The 17,932-nt window shown below is 40.4% G+C and carries 18 protein-coding genes; all 18 read right to left on the reverse strand.

Features of this window, described 5'->3' with window-relative positions:
- Window positions 1-7: 7 nt before the first annotated feature.
- The 18 genes from DYE54_RS05750 to trpS all read right to left on the reverse strand — a co-directional run bounded on the left by DYE54_RS05750 (window position 8) and on the right by trpS (window position 17,848).
- Entirely contained in the window at window positions 8-1,231 is a 1,224-nt protein-coding gene (locus DYE54_RS05750; RefSeq protein ID WP_115310334.1) for a chloride channel protein, read from the reverse strand.
- A 19-nt stretch (window positions 1,232-1,250) separates the two neighbouring features.
- A complete protein-coding gene (locus DYE54_RS05755; protein ID WP_115310335.1) occupies window positions 1,251-1,631 on the reverse strand; it encodes a PaaI family thioesterase in 381 nt (126 codons plus the stop codon).
- Window positions 1,632-1,643: 12 nt separating this feature from the next.
- A complete protein-coding gene (menC, locus tag DYE54_RS05760) occupies window positions 1,644-2,885 on the reverse strand; it encodes an o-succinylbenzoate synthase (protein ID WP_115310336.1) in 1,242 nt (413 codons plus the stop codon).
- 114 nt (window positions 2,886-2,999) lie between these two features.
- Window positions 3,000-4,451 (reverse strand): o-succinylbenzoate--CoA ligase, encoded by a 1,452-nt coding sequence (menE, locus tag DYE54_RS05765; protein ID WP_115310337.1) that lies wholly within the window; start codon window positions 4,449-4,451, stop codon window positions 3,000-3,002.
- Window positions 4,452-4,468: 17 nt separating this feature from the next.
- Entirely contained in the window at window positions 4,469-5,311 is an 843-nt protein-coding gene (gene menB, locus DYE54_RS05770) for a 1,4-dihydroxy-2-naphthoyl-CoA synthase (RefSeq protein ID WP_115310338.1), read from the reverse strand.
- 134 nt (window positions 5,312-5,445) lie between these two features.
- Window positions 5,446-6,360: a 2-succinyl-6-hydroxy-2,4-cyclohexadiene-1-carboxylate synthase gene (gene menH, locus DYE54_RS05775; RefSeq protein WP_115310339.1), complete on the reverse strand. Its 915-nt coding sequence runs from the start codon at window positions 6,358-6,360 to the stop codon at window positions 5,446-5,448.
- Window positions 6,350-8,068 carry a 2-succinyl-5-enolpyruvyl-6-hydroxy-3-cyclohexene-1-carboxylic-acid synthase gene (menD, locus tag DYE54_RS05780; protein ID WP_218564759.1) on the reverse strand — a complete coding sequence of 573 codons (1,719 nt, stop codon included), beginning with the start codon at window positions 8,066-8,068 and terminating at the stop codon, window positions 6,350-6,352. The genes menH and menD overlap by 11 nt, the downstream gene beginning before the upstream one ends.
- A 15-nt stretch (window positions 8,069-8,083) precedes the next feature.
- Window positions 8,084-9,247, reverse strand: coding sequence for an isochorismate synthase (locus tag DYE54_RS05785; RefSeq protein WP_115310341.1), 1,164 nt, complete (start codon window positions 9,245-9,247; stop codon window positions 8,084-8,086).
- Between the two features lie 104 nt (window positions 9,248-9,351).
- Complete coding sequence (locus DYE54_RS05790) at window positions 9,352-9,648, reverse strand: ArsR/SmtB family transcription factor (protein ID WP_115310342.1); 297 nt, start codon at window positions 9,646-9,648, stop codon at window positions 9,352-9,354.
- 77 nt (window positions 9,649-9,725) lie between these two features.
- Window positions 9,726-10,352 (reverse strand): hypothetical protein, encoded by a 627-nt coding sequence (locus DYE54_RS05795; RefSeq protein WP_115310343.1) that lies wholly within the window; start codon window positions 10,350-10,352, stop codon window positions 9,726-9,728.
- The gene (locus tag DYE54_RS05800; RefSeq protein ID WP_115310344.1) at window positions 10,342-11,880 is read right to left on the reverse strand and encodes a DUF2157 domain-containing protein; all 1,539 of its coding nucleotides are present in this window, start codon (window positions 11,878-11,880) and stop codon (window positions 10,342-10,344) included. The genes DYE54_RS05795 and DYE54_RS05800 overlap by 11 nt, the downstream gene beginning before the upstream one ends.
- Before the next feature lie 62 nt (window positions 11,881-11,942).
- A complete protein-coding gene (locus tag DYE54_RS05805; RefSeq protein ID WP_115310345.1) occupies window positions 11,943-12,392 on the reverse strand; it encodes a universal stress protein in 450 nt (149 codons plus the stop codon).
- A gap of 117 nt (window positions 12,393-12,509) precedes the next feature.
- Window positions 12,510-13,748, reverse strand: a complete 1,239-nt coding sequence (locus tag DYE54_RS05810) for a hypothetical protein (protein WP_115310346.1) — start codon at window positions 13,746-13,748, stop codon at window positions 12,510-12,512.
- Window positions 13,749-13,764: 16 nt separating this feature from the next.
- Window positions 13,765-14,523, reverse strand: a complete 759-nt coding sequence (locus tag DYE54_RS05815; protein ID WP_115310347.1) for an amino acid ABC transporter ATP-binding protein — start codon at window positions 14,521-14,523, stop codon at window positions 13,765-13,767.
- A gap of 12 nt (window positions 14,524-14,535) precedes the next feature.
- Window positions 14,536-15,189 (reverse strand): amino acid ABC transporter permease, encoded by a 654-nt coding sequence (locus DYE54_RS05820; protein ID WP_115310348.1) that lies wholly within the window; start codon window positions 15,187-15,189, stop codon window positions 14,536-14,538.
- 117 nt (window positions 15,190-15,306) lie between these two features.
- Entirely contained in the window at window positions 15,307-16,116 is an 810-nt protein-coding gene (locus DYE54_RS05825) for an amino acid ABC transporter substrate-binding protein (RefSeq protein WP_115310349.1), read from the reverse strand.
- 230 nt (window positions 16,117-16,346) lie between these two features.
- Complete coding sequence (locus DYE54_RS05830) at window positions 16,347-16,832, reverse strand: hypothetical protein (RefSeq protein WP_115310350.1); 486 nt, start codon at window positions 16,830-16,832, stop codon at window positions 16,347-16,349.
- 29 nt (window positions 16,833-16,861) lie between these two features.
- Window positions 16,862-17,848, reverse strand: coding sequence for a tryptophan--tRNA ligase (trpS, locus tag DYE54_RS05835; protein WP_115310351.1), 987 nt, complete (start codon window positions 17,846-17,848; stop codon window positions 16,862-16,864).
- Window positions 17,849-17,932: the final 84 nt, after the last annotated feature.

Below are 17,932 nucleotides of genomic sequence, written 5' to 3' on the forward strand. Positions count from 1 at the left end.
AAACTCCTTATACTCGTGTTTTCAACCACTGTTGTGTCAACATACCCATCCCCATGGCTAGTGCGATAGGAAATAATAACTCTACGGAAAACCGAGATAATTCTAACATAAATATAGCTGACGTAAGTGGCATTTTTTGTGCCAAACCCAGAAATACAACGGCCCCTAAAAAAGCAGCTAAACCAATGGAAATAGGTCCTACTATTGCACTCCAGGCTACAGCCATCGCTAACGCTAAGGTACTCCCTAACATCATGGATGGGGTAATTTTACCACCATAGGCCCCCACAGCCAAAGCTAGCAATACCGCTATCCATTTAGAAGCAAATAAACCTAACGCATACTGCCAAGATACTAACTCTGCAAATGTAAGTTGATTCCCCGGCTTACCATTGCCTAAAATAGCAGGAAAATACATAGCCATAACACCCACTAAACCAAATGCTACTACAGCTAAAAGAATTATCTTAGGACTTTGACGATTAAACTTAGGTAATTTAGCCTGCGTTTTATCAAAAAAAACAACCGCAATCCCAATTATAATCCCCAATATGACAGCAAATTCTGCAAACGAACCAACGATAGCTGGTTGTGGCATATCATACTGAATCGTATCACCAAGCCCCAAACGAACTATAAAAGTCGCGATACCACAAGCTATAAAGGCAGAGCTTAACGCGCGCACATTCCACGTCAATAACAGCGTTTCCAAAACAAAAATAGTAGCCGACACTGGCGAATTATATACGGCCGCTAAGCCCGCCCCAGAAGCACAGGCGATTAATAAGGCTTTATTCTCTTTTGTCACGTCTACATAGCGCATCACCCACGTAATAAGTGCTGACGTCGCCTCTCGTGGTGCCACTTCTCGTCCTAAAGGAGAGCCCATCCCTACAGTAATAATCTGTAAGGTAGCATGCAATAAGGTAGTTATAGGGGGCATTTCTTTAGTTACATCAGTAACCGCCGTTTTCACTTCTACCAATTTGCCCCCATAGCGATGTATCAAAAACCAGCCTACACCAGCCACTAAACCACAAGCTAGTAGTGCGCCTAAACGATGTAAGCCACTCACTTGAGCAACCCCCATACCAAAACTATAACCATCAGCCGTACTATAGCTATACATTACATGTTGTATGACATGTAATAAATTAGTAAATAAAATTCCGACTATCCCTGCAAATATGCCTACTAAGACAACTAAACCAAATATTTTACGCTCTAGCATACTAACTAAACTCCTGTACTCAATCTTTTTTTGCCATATTAATTAGGGCATTAACGACTGTCACCTGTGAAATTCGTTGTCCCGCTTCATTAGTCAATACAATCTCCCATACATGATTTCGTTTTCCACCATGCAATAAAGTGCCTGTTGCTTTTAGTACACCTTCAGCTTTCATAGCTTGTAAATGATGAGCCGTTACAGTTTGCCCCACACCTACATACGCCCCCTGCCCCATACGATTGCTTGCCATCCCTGCAATCGCTTCACAAAAAGCAATCGTGGCACCACCATTTAAATAACCAAATGGCTGTGCGTGAAACGCAGACAGTTCCATAGCACTTTCAAAGCCTGTATCTGTCAAATTCACATATTGTATCTGTAATTGATCTACTAAATTCATATGACTATCCTTTTACTCTCTATTAAATTCTTGGCAATCTATCGCATAGGCCTGTAACAAACTTCTATTAACTGTAGTTCCCAAGCCCGCTTCAAAAGTAACATCCATATGCCCATTTTTAAACTCAATAGGCGTAGTAATAATATCCCGTTCAAAGTAACGACTCATATTCGATAGGTCCCCAGCCATCCAGGTATCAGCCAAGGCCGCTAACTGTACATGCATATATTTTGAAACGCCACTTTCTACCATACTGCCTATCCAAAACCCAATATGCTCTCGACGACAATAGGATAAACAGCGTAAGGTTTCACGCAGCCCCCCTAAGCGCCCTACTTTAATATTGAGCAAATCTAACCAACCTGTTTTATGCATAGCTACTAAATCAGCTAAAGACTGTACACTCTCATCAAAACATAAAGGGGTTTTGATTGCTTGACGTAGCGTCAAGGGTAAATCTTTGTATACAGCTACCCCAGACTGTCCCTGAGGCACCTGAAAGGGTTCTTCCAAGGATTTCAGGTTGTATGCGTTCAAAGCCACAAGATCCTCAGCCTGAGTTACAGGAAAACTACAATTTGCATCGCCTGCTAATGTAATCTGCGGAAAGGCTTGTCGAACGGCTTCTACTCGCTTAAGCGCATCACGAGGTGTCAGCTTTAATTTGATACGCCTGCAACCTTGCTTGACATGAGTAGCAACGGCTTGTAATAACTCAGGAATTGGCATATCCCCAAGAACAACACCAGACTCAATCTGCTGTTTTTTACTACCAGCCACTAAGGTATCCATGGTCGATATACCTCGTTCCCCATAATAGGCATGGAGTAATGCATTTTCTAGCCCTGCCCAAGCCATAGGATATTGTAAACGACTCTTTTCAGTCAAAGCAAATGAACTATGCTTGCTAGCACCGCTTATTAATAAACGATAACAGTCCCAAGGCTCTGCCAGCGTTTTACCTACAAAAAATGGCAGCCACGCAGTCTGTAGTATTTTTTTACTGTCGGACAACGTTTCTGCCGTATAAAAAGGGTCAGTGAAAGCCACCACTTCGCCATAGCTTGTATAGCCTGTGGTGGTTGTCACTTCCACGATTAAACTTTCTCGATTTGTTACACTTCCCTGTGCAGTTTTAAAGGTAAAACGCAAGGGCAAGGCGATATGCCATAGCTTAATGGCCGCTATGGTAATCGACGAATCATTTGTGGCTATTTCATTTTGATTACCAGTAGTTAAGCTAGTCCTCTTCATCGCCTCGCACCTCCTACTTTATCGATAACATCATATAATTACACTGTAGGTCCTACATATTCCTTACATATATACCATAAATCAGTACATAAGTATATAGATGTATGGAACTAATTACATATCAGCCGCTTCTTCAATCAAAGTGCGGCGCATTATTTTGCCAGAATTATTCCGTGGCAATTTAGCCAAACGACAAATTGCCTTAGGTTGTTTATAACGACCTAGATGATTTGCTAAATGTTCTTTTACGGCCTTAACGGGGGCCTCGCCAGCATAATATAGAATAGGCACTTGTCCCCACCGGTCATCGGCTTTTGGCACAACGGCACATTCTATAACACCATCTAACCGATATAAACAATCTTCCAACTCTTTGGGATAAATATTTTCACCACCAGAAATAATAATATCTTGTCGGCGATTTACAATATACAAATACCCTTCTGCATCCAAATAGCCCATATCATCCGTATTAAAAAAGCCTACAATAGGTGGCCGCCCCAAATAACCTGTCATTAGCATAGGGGATTGTAACCAAATCTCCCCAATCCCTGTTTCATCAGGATTGCGTACTTCAATGACTACACCTGGCAAGGGTTTACCGACAGCGTCCCGTTTTGCAGGATGTGCCAATACATTAACCGTAGCACTTTGCGCAAACGTTTCCGTCATGCCATAAGTTTTAAAAATTGGCATATTCTTAGCAAGACAAGTGTCCACTAAGGCATTAGGAATAAACTCGCCACCTAATAGTACAACACGCAAAGCATGTGTCGTAATACGATCTACAATGCGTTGCAATACGGTGGGCACTAAGGACACCATCGTCAATTGCCCTGATGTAATGGCCTCAACTACTCGGTCTTCCTCAAAAGAGGACATAATGGTAGCGGCTGTACCATTATACAAAGTGCGCATAATAATAGATAAGCCTGATACATGAAACATAGGTAATACGACCAGCCAATTATCGGTAGAATCTACGCCTAGTACTTTAGCAGATGCTTTTACATGGGCTTCTATTTGTCCCCAGCGCAAAGGAACCGATTTTACAGTCCCTGTAGTCGCACTCGTATTCATAATAGCGGCAATGGCTTGGTCCATTAAAGGAGGCACTAATAAACCTTCAAAACTTTGGACCAAACGAGTCCTTGTTGCTTCGTCCATAGGAGGAATCTTAGGCCAAACACGCCAAGCTACTTCATTCACTGCACTATGATGAGGACGACAAAAACGGCCATTACATGTAGTCTCTACCTTCTCTTGTACGGTAGGGGATGCAAAAATCAACTTGACACCTAAGGCCTGCGCCTGTGCTTCTTGCTCTGCCACCGTTAAATGAGGATTGATTAAAAAGATTTCCTTGCCTAGCGACCAAAGAGCAAATAATGTAATCGCCATGTTGACTGAATTTTCACTACAAAGACCTAAGCGCGCATCGTCACGCACGACGGATTCTAAAAAGCCCGCTTGCAATACGGTACATTCATAAATTGTTTTATAAGAATAGCCATCAAGAAAGGGCTGATTGGGAGTTGCTTGCGCCCGCTCGCGTAACCATCGCATATACTAAAGGCCTCCTATCAAGGGAATTTAGGGAATTGCTTGAAATCAGGTTTACGTTTTTCTTTAAATGCATCACGGCCTTCTTTAGCTTCATCCGTAGTATAGAACATAAGCGTTGCATCACCACCAAATTGCTGTAAACCTGCTAATCCGTCGGTATCAGCATTGAAAGATGCTTTTAAGAAACGAAGCGCCATTGGCGATAATTGAAGAATTTCTTCACACCATTTCACAGTTTCTTCTTCTAATTGATCAAATGGTACTACTGTATTAACAAGGCCCATATCGAGAGCTTCTTGGGCCGTGTATTGACGACATAAGAACCAAATTTCACGAGCTTTTTTATGACCGACTAAACGAGCTAAATAGCCTGCTCCATAGCCTGCGTCAAAAGAACCTACGCGCGGACCAGTCTGACCAAATTTAGCATTATCAGAGGCAATGGAAAGGTCACACACGATGTGAAGTACATGGCCACCACCAATAGCATAACCATTAACCATAGCAATAACTGGTTTTGGCGTAATACGAATTAAATGCTGTAAATCAAGAACGTTTAAACGAGGAATACGATCTTCCCCAACATAGCCACCATTACCGCGCACACTTTGGTCACCACCGGAGCAAAAGGCTTCTTTATTAACATCGCCACCATGGTTAGCGCCTGTCAAAATAATAACGCCTACTTCTGTGTCGTCACGGGCAATTGTAAATGCATCAATCAATTCCACTACTGTTTTAGGACGAAATGCATTACGAATTTCAGGTCGATTAATGGTAATTTTAGCAATACCATTATATGTTTCATAAATAACATCTTCATAACCACGATCGAGTACTTGCCAATCAAATTTGCTCATAATAAGCCTCCTTCTAAACTATATACTCTATATATTCAATAAAATTTTACTATATCAACTAAACTAGCTGCTATATCGCTATATAATCACTATATAGCCACTATGTAACCACTATTTAATAATAGCTCATAGTATTAACTGATTTTTTTATCATTATAATCAGATAAAAATAGATTTACAATCTCATTAAACGCTTGAGGTGCCTCTACATGCACATTATGACCTACATTAGGTACAATTACATGAGATACATTTTCACAAACCCCAAATATCATTTGACCGATGTCCGTATATTTCGTATCTAATTCGCCTGACACATACAGTATTTCTATTGGTAACTCCGAAATCGCATGGCCCACATAGACCGTCTGGCCTTGCCCTGTACCACGCAATGTATGTGCTAATACCTCTGGCGTATTACTCAATCGGCGATCTTTAATCGTCTGTTGCACCGCTGAAGATATTAATTTTTGTGTTTCAAAAATAGGCAACTGAGACCACATGGCTTCAAACCATTCAATCGAATGGTTTTCTATTTTATGCGCTAAGGCTTCATCAGCCTTAGCCCGTTCTTGACGAGCCTTCATATCTTCTATACCGGGCGACGCCGATTCCAATAATAAAAACAACAATCGTTCAGGCTCATACATAGCCGCATATTGTAACGCTATGCGGCCACCCATTGAATACCCTAATATGCCATAGGGTTCGCGCCCTACCAATGTATGAATCAAGGTATATAAATGCCGTAGCACCGTATCTAACTGGTACATGACAGGGTCATTCGAACGGTCCGATACACCATGGCCTAAAAAATCAACACAATACAGCCTAAAGCCAGGAATTGTTAATTTATCCCATGTATCACCGGCTTCTGCAAAACCATGAAGACAGATTAAAGGCATACCTTCACCACGCAATGCCACATGATAAGAAACATTATCAATGTTAATGTACACATCATCTGCAGCCTCTAATACCGCTTCTACTTCTGACCGTTCACCTTGGTCATATACGCGTGTTTCGTCTGTATCAAATTCATGCTTCATACACACTTACCGTATACTTTCTGTGAAGTTCACGACTAACTTCACGATTTGTTTTCACTTCTAATATATGGATGCCACCCTCCTGTTGCGCCTCTTGTAAGAGACTAGGAAAGGATTCGTACGCCGTAACGACTTGATAATGTATTCCCATAAGGTCAGCCAAAGCACTATATGTAAGGCCTTGAGGCGTTCCAAATAAATACTCAAAATGAGTTACTCCTTTTTGTGGCAAATATTCAAAAATACCACCACCATCATTATTAAAGAGCACTATAACAAGATTTAGACCTTCTGTCTTCCCCATAACAAGGCCATTCATATCATGAAAAAAGGATAAATCACCAGTAACTAATATAGTCGGTTCACCATAAGCAGCACCAATCCCTAAAGCCGTAGATTCTATACCATCGATGCCATTAATCCCACGATTTCCATATACGGAAATCGAAGACGTGCCTCGTTGCCAGAAATAATCAAAATCACGAATTGGCATACTATTAGACACTACTACATTTGTGCCTGCAGTAACACATTGCTGTAAGCTATGGACAAAACGCCCCTCGAATAAAGTAGGCTCGGTAGCCACTTTATTTAATTGCTTACGCATTAACGCTTGCGCCCGTTGCCAACGCTTTAGATAGGTAGGCGCGGTTGATGGATTCATGTCTTGTCTTACCGTATCTAATACACTCACCATTTGAGTAGCCCAGGCCATAGGATCGACCTGAAGTACTACATTCGTCGTCAATGCGCCATTACGATACATTGCCCCTGGATCTATCTGATAGCAAATAGCCTCATGTTGCGCTTTTACAAATTGTTGTAGTCGTTTTGATACAGGAATTTGCCCCACTAATAAAATATACTCCGGAGTCAGTTCCGCTTGCCACTCTGAATCACTCAAAAAGGCATCATAGCTGTCTATCACAATTTCATCATCAATAGCCCGCATAGGCGATAAGGGATCCGCTACAATAGGCATGTGTAACTGCTGAGCTAATTTTAATAGACTGTCCCTATAATTAACTGACCACGATTCATAGCCAGTCAACGGACCACATACCATAATGCCACGTTTCCCCATAAGATCCTTAGCAAGACTTTCGCAAACCTCTATTGTGAGTTGTCCTTGACCTAATACTTTTTTAAAGGGTACTTTTTGACGTCCCTTTTCAAAATGTGTAGCACTCAACTCAGGTACTAACGGTTCTCGCAATGGCACGTTAATATGAACAGGACCAGGTACTACATCAGTAGCTGCCATATAGGCCCGATTCATCACTTGCCGCGGATATATAAAATCATCCGCCTGCGGACTTAACGTTTCAAAATATCGCACATAGGACCCAAAAAGCTTAACTTGATCCATCGTCTGCGGAGCCCCTATAAACTGTGCTTCTGGTGGTCGATCGGCCGTTAATACAATCAAGGGTACACGACTATAATACGCCTCAATAAGAGCTGGATAGTAATGGGCCCCTGCTGAACCAGACGTGCACACTAGAACTACTGGTGTTTGCGAACGCTTTGCAATGCCTAAAGCAAAAAAAGCGGCTGACCGTTCATCAATATTCATATATGTTTTGTATTGTCCATGAGCCATAAACAGCATGGCCATGGTCGTTGACCTTGAACCACCGCTAAAAACCACTTGACGGGCTCCTAGTTGGTACAGTTCATCTACAGCAGCTGCTATATATTCATTCATAGTCATACCTCAACATTATAATGCTTTTAAAATGGTTTGTAATTTAGTCGCGGTTTCTGTATATTCCGCTTCACAATCTGACTCAGCTACTACACCACAGCCAGCATAGGCATATAAATCCTGGCCATGAATTAACGCAGAGCGAATACCTACAATTAATAAGCCATCCCCTGCTTCACGAAATAAAGGTGTATTGCCACATACCCAGCCTACGGGCGAAGCATATAACCCCCGTTCATAGGGCTCATACGTTTTTAATACTTGTAAGGCTTTTTCTCTAGGTTCACCACCCATAGCTGGCGTTGGATGCAATGCTTTGGCCATCGTTAAGATGGAATCGTTTGTATCATGACCATATAACAACGTGCGCAAATGATACAAATTAGGTAATTCCATAATATGCGTATCCTGTACGTCTACCTTATCACATAAAGTAAGCATAGTTTGGCGAATCCGATCAATGACAATCTGGTGTTCACGTAAATTCTTAGCATCCGTAAGTAATCGTTCACCACCATCTTGAATATCATCTTTTTTAAGCGTCCCCGCTAGAGCATAACTCATAAAGTCCTGACCGCGTTTACGAACCAATACTTCTGGCGAAGCCCCTAAAAAGACAGCCTCACCTTTTGCATACGCAAAAATAAAGGCTCCTTGATTCTGTTCAACTAAATTATGAATAATAGAAGTTACCTGGAAAGGCCTATCACTATGAAAGGCCACTTTGCGAGACGCTACAACCTTTTTGACTTCACCGCTCTGAATCGACTTTTGAATGCCTTCAAATAAACGTTCCCAAGCAGGGTAATCACCAGTGGTTACCATTTCATATGTATGTTTTATGTGAGGCACGACTGTCTCTGTTATAACCGGTGCTATACTATCTGCGGTCACCCAATACGCCTTGCCTTCTTCTTTCACATAGTAATAAGTAAATACTACTAGCTCATTCCCCATATCCTGCCAAGTAGAATCATTCATCGTATCAAAAAAACTTTGACTATACCAAGCCCAAGGGTACTCGGGTAATTCGGCTTCTGTAATTCGTTTCACCCGACCAGCCGCCACAATCACACGATTGACCTGCGTATCATGCCAGTATACGCGCTCTGACCCTTCAAACTGTTGCCATACAGCTAAAGGATTGGTTACCTCTGTTGGAAAAATTGTATATTTCATAAAAATCCTCATTAGTAAACTTTGTTAACAACTTATTATACCACTGTCACGGACTAAAAGAAAACCGCCTCTATAGGCGGTTTATCTAATATATACAATTGTCTTTACTGATGCGAAACGTGTTCAATCCCTTGACTTAACAGTACCACGACATGGTCATCATTTAAACTATATAAAGCTGTTTTACCTTCTTTGCGGAAAGTAACTAAACGCGCTTGGCGCAACACTCGTAACTGATGAGATATGGCAGACTGTCCCATGCCCATTGCTTCTGCAATATCAGTCACACACATCTCCTTATTCAATAACTGTTGTACAATACGCAACCGTGTTGAATCGCCCAACACTTTAAATAAATCAGCCAATTGTTGCACATCTACTTGCGCTTGACTTACATCCATGACCCCACTCCTATTTTCTACGAATTTGACTTATCTTTTATTATATACCTAAACATATAATATAAGCCAGTCTTATTTTATTCACCAGCAATCGCCACCATACCCATAGTAGTCGGCTCTCCAATTTGTTCTACAGGCGTACGACTATCAAGTTCTTGTTGCGATTCACTTTCAGGTGTTGCCATTTCTAACGCTACGCCTCGTGAATATACACCGGTTACAATTCCATAACCATCTTTAATTTTCAACGTAGCCAATAAGGTTCCTTTATACGTCGTGTAAAATTGAGGATTTACTTTATTTAAATCTAGCGTTACACGGTTGAACAGCAATTGAAATTCTACCTCAGTACCATCAATTTTAGTGACTCTAGCTAAAATATAATCTCCGGTAGCTGGTTTTGTATCCGCTACTCCTTTTACTTCCAAAATACCATTGGCTTTAGGGCTAACCCACACATATACTTCTTGATTAATGGCTGGTAAACGACCACCTTGCCAAGAGGCTCGACTTCCTAAAAATTTTACTTCTAAATAATCAGACGGAATCCAACTCGCCGTCCGCGACAAAGTAACAGGCCACTGATATTCGCCACCACCTTGCAATAAAGAAGTAGACCGTTGTTGAATAAAGAAAGGAGACACTAACGTAATCGCTGCCACTACTAAAAAGAGTAGCCATTTCACATATACTTTATTTAGCATCTGATGAGTCCTCCTTTCGTACTAAACGGTTAGGATCATTTAGTTTTATTTCACTGGAAGGGATAGAAGAAGTACTCACACTTTCACCCACTTCATTAGCCGTCACGGTGGTTTCAGCCGTCTTATCTGCCAATGACGTAGTCTCCGTTTTAGTATCAGCTGCCTCCTCAACCATGATTTCACTAGCCTTCTTACGACGCATACGTCGTGAAGCATTTGCCACCGACGAGTTAATCCGTCCCTGCTGTGCTTGTTTACGCCACATATAGAAGAGATTGACTACAAATATAGCCGCCCCCACAATAATAAAGGTAAAGCCTCGTTCTACAAAGGTAAATGCAGGATCAAAGAAGCGGGCCCCAATGATAGCTAAGAAAGTAAAAATACAACCATTCACCAAGGCAACACGCTTAGCCATGGTGCCCTGCCACAATAGGACAATTGCTAAACAAATCACATAAAGATTAAAAATAATAGACACTGTTAATGGTGCAACACCGCCATGAGCCAGGCCCATAAGTATCCCCACTACAAGGGGACATAACGTAATCAATAATTCAGGCCCCTGCCGTTTCTGCCATAAAGCATGTAGGCCACCTACCACGAGTGCCAAAGCTAATATAGCTAACACAATACTCAACCAGCCTACATTAGCTACAGCTTCTTCTTGCCAGGTGCGCAAAAAAGTACCATATACCACTACATACATGAGCCCCAATACACCAACACCACGGAACGGCAACGACCAAATACCTTGTTCTCGTGATAAACTCCCCAGTGCATAGGTAGCGGCCGATAAAGCAGCAACAAAGAATAAACCTAATGATAATTGATATGAATTAATTGTAAAGAAAATAGCGCCAAAAATAGCCCCTACATACACCCAAGATAACCATAACACAGACAAGTAAGACTGTGTCCGTTTACGTAATTGCTCGGCAAAGAAAGGACTGCCAGCGGCTAATAAGAGCCATAACCAAATAGGCTCGCCCCAAATAGTCACATCATGAGCCGATACACTCCAACAAAGGGCAATCAACAAATAAACTATCATAGTAAAATTAGAGCCGAGTAAATAGACAACGGGCAACAATAAAACCATGCAAATGAGTGCATAAAAGCCCATGCCTTCACCCGTATAATAGGTATCAGCCATAAGCCACGTAGATAGAATCAGCGCTAAGGCATAAAATAAGCCTACACATTCAGCATATAAACTACTTCGTGGTGTTTTCCACACGCCAAGCCCCAGAGCAACAACAGCCACTAATAAAAGCGCAATACACCAATCCATACGGCCTGCTGGTGAAAAACTATACCAATAACCAGCAAACAATAAAAATAAACCTAAACTAATTAACAGCAACCCTAAAAGTAATACCAATAATCGGCGCCAAGAAGGGCCGTTCTTCGTTTCAATGGTACCATAAAAAACACGCATCTGGGCGGCATGTTCTTTACTAATCCATCCTTTTTCTTCCCATGTAGGTAATTGTTCATGAAGCCAAACAATGCGTTGTTTATTCATAGCGCCTCCATTCCAAAAAGAGGCTTTGCCCTATGGCGAGCAAAGCCTCTTATATGACAATCTTATTTTACAACGAGCACTGGACAAGTAGAATGACTCGTTACATAACTACTTACACTGCCCATGAATAAGCCTTTCAAAGGTCCTAAGCCACGGCTACCCATAACAATTAAATCAGCATTAAATTTTTTGGCAACGGCCAAAACAGCTGGGCCAGGTGAACCGACTTCAAATACATTTTTCACAGCAATATCAGCAGGTACATCTTTAGCCACTTCTTCAAGGATTTTCTTACCTGTTTCTTCCATATCTTCTGCAATTTGTTCGGACACATAGCCACCACTAATTGGGGTTTGGTCAAAATTAGAGATAGCAGAAACAATATTAGCTACATGTACAATGATAAGCTGAGCTTCATTGCGTTCGCAAATAGAAATCGCATGTTGTAATGCACGTTTCGAGTTTTCAGAACCATCAGCTGGTACTACAATTGTTTTGTATTCTACTTTCATATGAATCCCTCCCACTGGCGAATGAGCTTTCCTCATTCACTATGACTTCTTCTATATTTAAGTATTCTCTACCAATATATAAAAGTCCTTTTTTCTTTTGAAAAAAATTTTAAAATTTTATAACACAATCGTCCCACTAGTCATAAGACCTTTATGTTGAATACGAACTCCTTCTACAAGCTTCATTAATTCATCAAGAGGTTGCCCATTATCCGGTGTCATAACGCGAGCTACTACAGCTTGTCCTTTATCAGTCAATGTAATATAAGAAGCAAACTTAATAGCACTACTGTCCCCTCGTTGTAAAGTGCCCGCAATTAAACTGCCTGTATTATGATTATCAATCAAGGTTTTGTATACTTCAATCGTAGCCCCATAATTATTCACTAACTCTTCTACATAATAATCCGCCATTTCTTGACGCGCCGTCATCGTTGGATACGCTGTTGTCGAATCGAGCGTTACTGTTTTTTCCATAGGGAATAAACCCACTTCAATGCGATAGCTATCTTTAGACAATACAGCCCCTGTATTGCCCTTAGTTAATACCTTAAAGCCTTTTGGTTTTACAAAACTGATTTCATCATTTAATACTAAATCCCCTACATTGCGGTATTTCTCTTTAAGAAGTTTGAAGGACGGAACAATGGTTTTCACAATTCCCTGTGTCATATAATCTGTATATTTACTTGGATACATCATAGTCAATGTATAACGCTGCGTAGGGTCCTGCGCCATAATAAATTCTGCATCAAAGAAAGTAGAACCAGTTTCACCGGCATCGCTACGTACAAAAGAATCCCAACGAGCTGTAGTTGCTCCTTTATAATCAAATAAATCCCCGTCTAGTACATAGCCCTTAAGGTCCGGACGATTTTCACGCCATAATGTCAAATAGCGGTCTTTGGTCATGTCTGCTACTGGTTCATTATACCAAGTCGAATTCCAATCAGCTAAGCTCACATTGCCGGTTACAATATTATCTCGTTTCGTAAATGATACAAGAAATGGTTCTGCAATCGAGCTTTCAGCTAAATTAAAGAAGTAACCGCGTTCAGTACTGCCATCTTCCTTGCCTTGTGATTCATAACGCCCATTTGTTAAACGCCATGGTACTGTAAATGTAAAGCCCTCATGGTAATCACGCACTTCTGTCGTAACAGTTGTCGCATATGACTGATAGGCGGCTGGTAAACTAGCTTCACTGTGTACGCCACGTGCTTCAAAGGTCTGTGCTTGAGCTGTTGCCTTCGTTGTATCATAAGCAGGTAAACTCTTTGCATACGCCGTTCCCACTACACCTAATAGAGCCCCTACGGCTAACGTAGCCAGTTTTGCTTGCCAATGTTGCTTCATAATATAAGTCTCCTTTTTATAGCATAGAATCTAAAAATGCTTTGGTACGTGGCGACTTAGGGTTGGCGAAAATAGCTTCTGGTTCACCCTCTTCTTGGATAATTCCATCGGCCATAAAAATAATACGATCAGCCACTTGTCGCGCAAAGGCCATTTCATGCGTTACGATAATCATGGTCATATGCTCTTCAGCTAATTGTTGAATGGTCCGAAGCACTTCACCTGTCAATTCAGGATCAAGAGCCGATGTAGGTTCATCAAACAGCATAATACTTGGATTCATCGCCAATGCACGGGCAATCGCTACTCGCTGTTTTTGTCCACCAGATAACTTAGCTGGATATACATCTCGTTTTTCCCATAAACCCACTTTTTTAAGCAATTGTTCCGCTACAGGTGCTATTTCAGAACTCTTCATGCCTTTTACCATTTGAGGCGCGATTAAAATATTATCCCATACAGTCATATGTGGAAATAGATTAAATTGCTGAAATACCATCCCCATTTGTAACAATAGCTGTTGCTGTGTTTTTTTATCACTATATACAGCAGGACCTTCCCCTGTCGTTTGTACCAAAGGTGTACCATCTACTACTATTGTACCACGGTCTATCATTTCTAGCTGACCTAAACAACGTAAAAAAGTAGATTTTCCTGATCCAGAGGGGCCAATAATCGCCACAACCTCGCCTTTTGCCATAGATAAACTTACATTTTTCAGAACAGGTAAGCCCTCAAAGCTTTTTTCTATCTGTTTCATTTCAATAAAGCTCATAATGTTTCGCTCCTATTCATCATACACAGCATAACGCTTTTCTAAATAATTAAAAATGTTAGTTAATATAAAAGTCATGATTAGATAAAACACACCAGCAACAATAAAAGCCGATGTATCAAAATCACGTTGTACAATACCACGAGTAATACGAAGTACATCATTCATCGCTAAAATATACACTAAGGACGTGTCTTTTAATAAATTAATAGTTTCATTAGATAGTGGTGGCAATACACGCTTAATAACTTGTGGCAAAATAATTTTACGCATAGTTTGTATATAGGTAAAGCCTAAAACTTTAGCCCCTTCATATTGCCCTTTAGGAATCGATTGAATACCGCCACGGAAAATTTCACATAAATAAGCTGCATAATTAAGAACAAAAGAAATAACCGCTGCTGTCGTATCATCTAATTGCACACCCACATAGGGAATGAATGGTAGCCCATAATAAATAAATAAGATCTGTAACATAAGAGGGGTCCCACGCATTACATATACATAAAAAGCCATAATTTTACGTACAATTCCAATCGGTGATAAACGTAATAGAGCTGCCAAAATACCGCCAGGCAGGGATAATACTAAAACAACTACGAATAATGAAATCGTTACGCCTAATCCATTAGCAATAACTGGCGTAATCTTTAATAAATAGTCCATGTAACTGACTCCTTTCAAAGAAAGAAAGGAGGTAAGGTATACCTCCCTTCTATCACTGTTTTATTTACATATCCCAGTAAATGCTTACAGCACTTACGCCGTTATACACAAAGGATATTATTTAAAACCATCTTTATTTAACAAATTACCATTGCCAAACCATTTATCAGCAATTTTCTCAGCCGTACCATCGTTCATCATGTCTTTAAGGACTTCATTCATTTTAGCTTGTAATGCTTTATCCTCTAAACGGAAGCCTACCGCCATTTTGTCAGCACCATAATCGCCATTAGCTACACGGAATGTACCTGGTTTCTGGGTCATTGTGTATTGTCCTACAATGCCATCAACGACTAAAGCGTCAATCCGGCCTAATTCTAAGTCCATAAATGCATTAACGAAATCACCATATTTCTTAACTTCTTTGATACCCCGTTCTTGTGCATCTTTTTCTAAAATTGGCTCTACATTACTCCCCTGTTGGGTACCTACGATTTTACCTTTTAAATCCTCTTTACCTTGAATATCCGAATCATTACGTACTACAATGATTTGTTTATCTTGAATATATGGCGTAGAAAATAAAATATTCTTTTCACGATCTGGTGTAACTGTCACACCATTCCATAAAGCATCAATTCGTTTACTCTTAAGTTCAGCTTCTTTACTGTCCCAATCAATCGCTTTAAATTCAACGTCCATACCAGCCCGTTTAGCCGCTTCTTTAGCTAAATCAATATCAAAACCCACAATCTCACCTTTATCATCACGGAAGCCCATAGGTGGGAAATTATCGTCTAAACCAATGACCATTTTTTTAGGGAGTTCATTTGCACCATTACTACTTGTATCAGAACCACACCCCGCCGTAAACACTACCATGGCCAACATTGTCATACCTAAAGCGGCTAATTTTTTAATATTCATACTAAGTCCCCTCTTTCTTATAGCCAATGCTCTTAAAATTTATGAGTTTATTTTACTTCATCTAACTAAAGTTGTAAAGTATTAAATTTTAATTTTTAAGTCTTATTTTTCATATTACACTAAACTAAAACGCATACATATAAATCCTCAAAGTCTTCAAAATTTTTAAAACACGCCAAACTTTTTAACCTCAATACTAAAAAAGGCCCAACCTAAGTTGGACCTAATTATCAAGCTCGATGGCTTCGTTCATCAATCAATGTTAGTAGTTCTAGTTTCTGATTGTACTGAACAAATTGCAAATCAACCATAACAATCAGAATACCACCACTGTCTGTTACCATATGAATTTCTTCCCAGTTTGCTGTAAACCCCATAATTTGACTATACGGAATAAAGGTGTAATAGTTATCACCATTCCACAACATATCAATCCGTTCCCACAAACTGGCTGGCCGGCGCCGTATAACAATCCCATTTTGGCACACGTAAACTAAAGGCCGTCGCTGTCTTGTCATACGCCACACGCAAAAGCCTACAATGATATAATCAAGGGCAATCTGATTCCACACATCACCACGTTCCGCATGCCACATGGCCCATGTGGCTACGGCCCCAAAAAACAACCACATTACCCAAGACACTACTATATAATCGGCAAACGTTCCCTCAACTTCGCCACAAGGAAAGCGTTTGGCTACTTCTTTTTCATCCATAGCCACACCTCCAACCCCAAGACACCCTTTTATTTACGATGAAGCCCCATAGCTAATTCTACTTCACGATATGTCTTACTTGCTGTTTCACGAGCTTTTAATGCGCCTTCATCCAAAATACGATCCAGTTCTGGACTATCAATTAATTCATTATAACGTTCATGAATTGGTTTTAACGTATCTACTAATAATTCAGCTACATCTTTTTTAAAGGTGCCATAACCTTGCCCAGCATAGCGCTGTTCAATTGTATCATAGGATTCCTTCGTAATCGCCGCATAAATTCCCATTAAATTAGAGATGCCTGGTTTATTTTCTTTGTCAAAATGAACGGAATTATCAGAGTCAGTCTGCGCCCGTTTAATCTTTTTAACAATCGTCGCCTCATCATCAAGTAAACGGATGGTGGCCATCTGATTATCATCGGATTTACTCATTTTCTTCGTTGGCTCTTGTAAGCTCATAACACGAGCACCACCAACACCCATTTTAATTTCAGGTATAGTAAATACTTCACCATATACACGATTAAAGCGTTGCGCTAAATCACGGGTTAATTCCATATGCTGTTTTTGGTCTTCCCCTACTGGCACATAATTAGTTTGATATAGCAATATATCAGCCGCCATCAAAGGAGGATATGTCAATAAACCAGCCGGGATGGAATCACCACGTTTTTGAGATTTATCTTTATATTGCGTCATCCGTTCTAATTCGCCTACATAGCTAATTGTAGTCATAACCCAACCTAAACGAGCATGTTCAGGTACTTCAGATTGTACAAATAAAGTCACTTTCTTAGGATCTAAGCCTACCGCTAAATATAAAGCGGCTAAACGACGCGTATTCGTAAATAATTCTTTAGGATCTTGTGGCACCGTAATCGCATGTTGATTAACGATACAATAATAACATTCATCACTATCTTGATAATCTAAAAAATTGCGCAGTGCCCCTAAATAATTACCTAAAGTTAATTCACCACTTGGTTGAATCCCTGAAAAAATAACTGCCATGAAAAATTCCTCCTATAATAGTTTCTGACAATAGATATATGTTCTGCCAGAAAGCATATCTTTTATATTCATTTACTATTGTAC

The organism is Veillonella criceti, assembly GCF_900460315.1.
Taxonomy (GTDB): domain Bacteria; phylum Bacillota; class Negativicutes; order Veillonellales; family Veillonellaceae; genus Veillonella_A; species Veillonella_A criceti.

Bases quoted from the DNA above. Each gene is read 5' to 3' on its own strand.
- menB (WP_115310338.1), bottom strand. From the start codon at position 5,311: ATGAGCAAATTTGATTGGCAAGTACTCGATCGTGGTTATGAAGATGTT.
- DYE54_RS05805 (WP_115310345.1), bottom strand. From the start codon at position 12,392: ATGAAAGTAGAATACAAAACAATTGTAGTACCAGCTGATGGTTCTGAA.
- DYE54_RS05755 (WP_115310335.1), bottom strand. From the start codon at position 1,631: ATGAATTTAGTAGATCAATTACAGATACAATATGTGAATTTGACAGAT.
- DYE54_RS05785 (WP_115310341.1), bottom strand. From the start codon at position 9,247: ATGAAATATACAATTTTTCCAACAGAGGTAACCAATCCTTTAGCTGTA.
- DYE54_RS05800 (WP_115310344.1), bottom strand. From the start codon at position 11,880: ATGAATAAACAACGCATTGTTTGGCTTCATGAACAATTACCTACATGG.
- DYE54_RS05750 (WP_115310334.1), bottom strand. From the start codon at position 1,231: ATGCTAGAGCGTAAAATATTTGGTTTAGTTGTCTTAGTAGGCATATTT.
- trpS (WP_115310351.1), bottom strand. From the start codon at position 17,848: ATGGCAGTTATTTTTTCAGGGATTCAACCAAGTGGTGAATTAACTTTA.
- menD (WP_218564759.1), bottom strand. From the start codon at position 8,068: ATGAATGAATATATAGCAGCTGCTGTAGATGAACTGTACCAACTAGGA.
- DYE54_RS05795 (WP_115310343.1), bottom strand. From the start codon at position 10,352: ATGCTAAATAAAGTATATGTGAAATGGCTACTCTTTTTAGTAGTGGCA.
- menH (WP_115310339.1), bottom strand. From the start codon at position 6,360: ATGAAGCATGAATTTGATACAGACGAAACACGCGTATATGACCAAGGT.
- DYE54_RS05825 (WP_115310349.1), bottom strand. From the start codon at position 16,116: ATGAATATTAAAAAATTAGCCGCTTTAGGTATGACAATGTTGGCCATG.
- menC (WP_115310336.1), bottom strand. From the start codon at position 2,885: ATGAAGAGGACTAGCTTAACTACTGGTAATCAAAATGAAATAGCCACA.
- DYE54_RS05830 (WP_115310350.1), bottom strand. From the start codon at position 16,832: ATGGATGAAAAAGAAGTAGCCAAACGCTTTCCTTGTGGCGAAGTTGAG.
- DYE54_RS05790 (WP_115310342.1), bottom strand. From the start codon at position 9,648: ATGGATGTAAGTCAAGCGCAAGTAGATGTGCAACAATTGGCTGATTTA.
- DYE54_RS05820 (WP_115310348.1), bottom strand. From the start codon at position 15,189: ATGGACTATTTATTAAAGATTACGCCAGTTATTGCTAATGGATTAGGC.
- menE (WP_115310337.1), bottom strand. From the start codon at position 4,451: ATGCGATGGTTACGCGAGCGGGCGCAAGCAACTCCCAATCAGCCCTTT.
- DYE54_RS05810 (WP_115310346.1), bottom strand. From the start codon at position 13,748: ATGAAGCAACATTGGCAAGCAAAACTGGCTACGTTAGCCGTAGGGGCT.
- DYE54_RS05815 (WP_115310347.1), bottom strand. From the start codon at position 14,523: ATGAGCTTTATTGAAATGAAACAGATAGAAAAAAGCTTTGAGGGCTTA.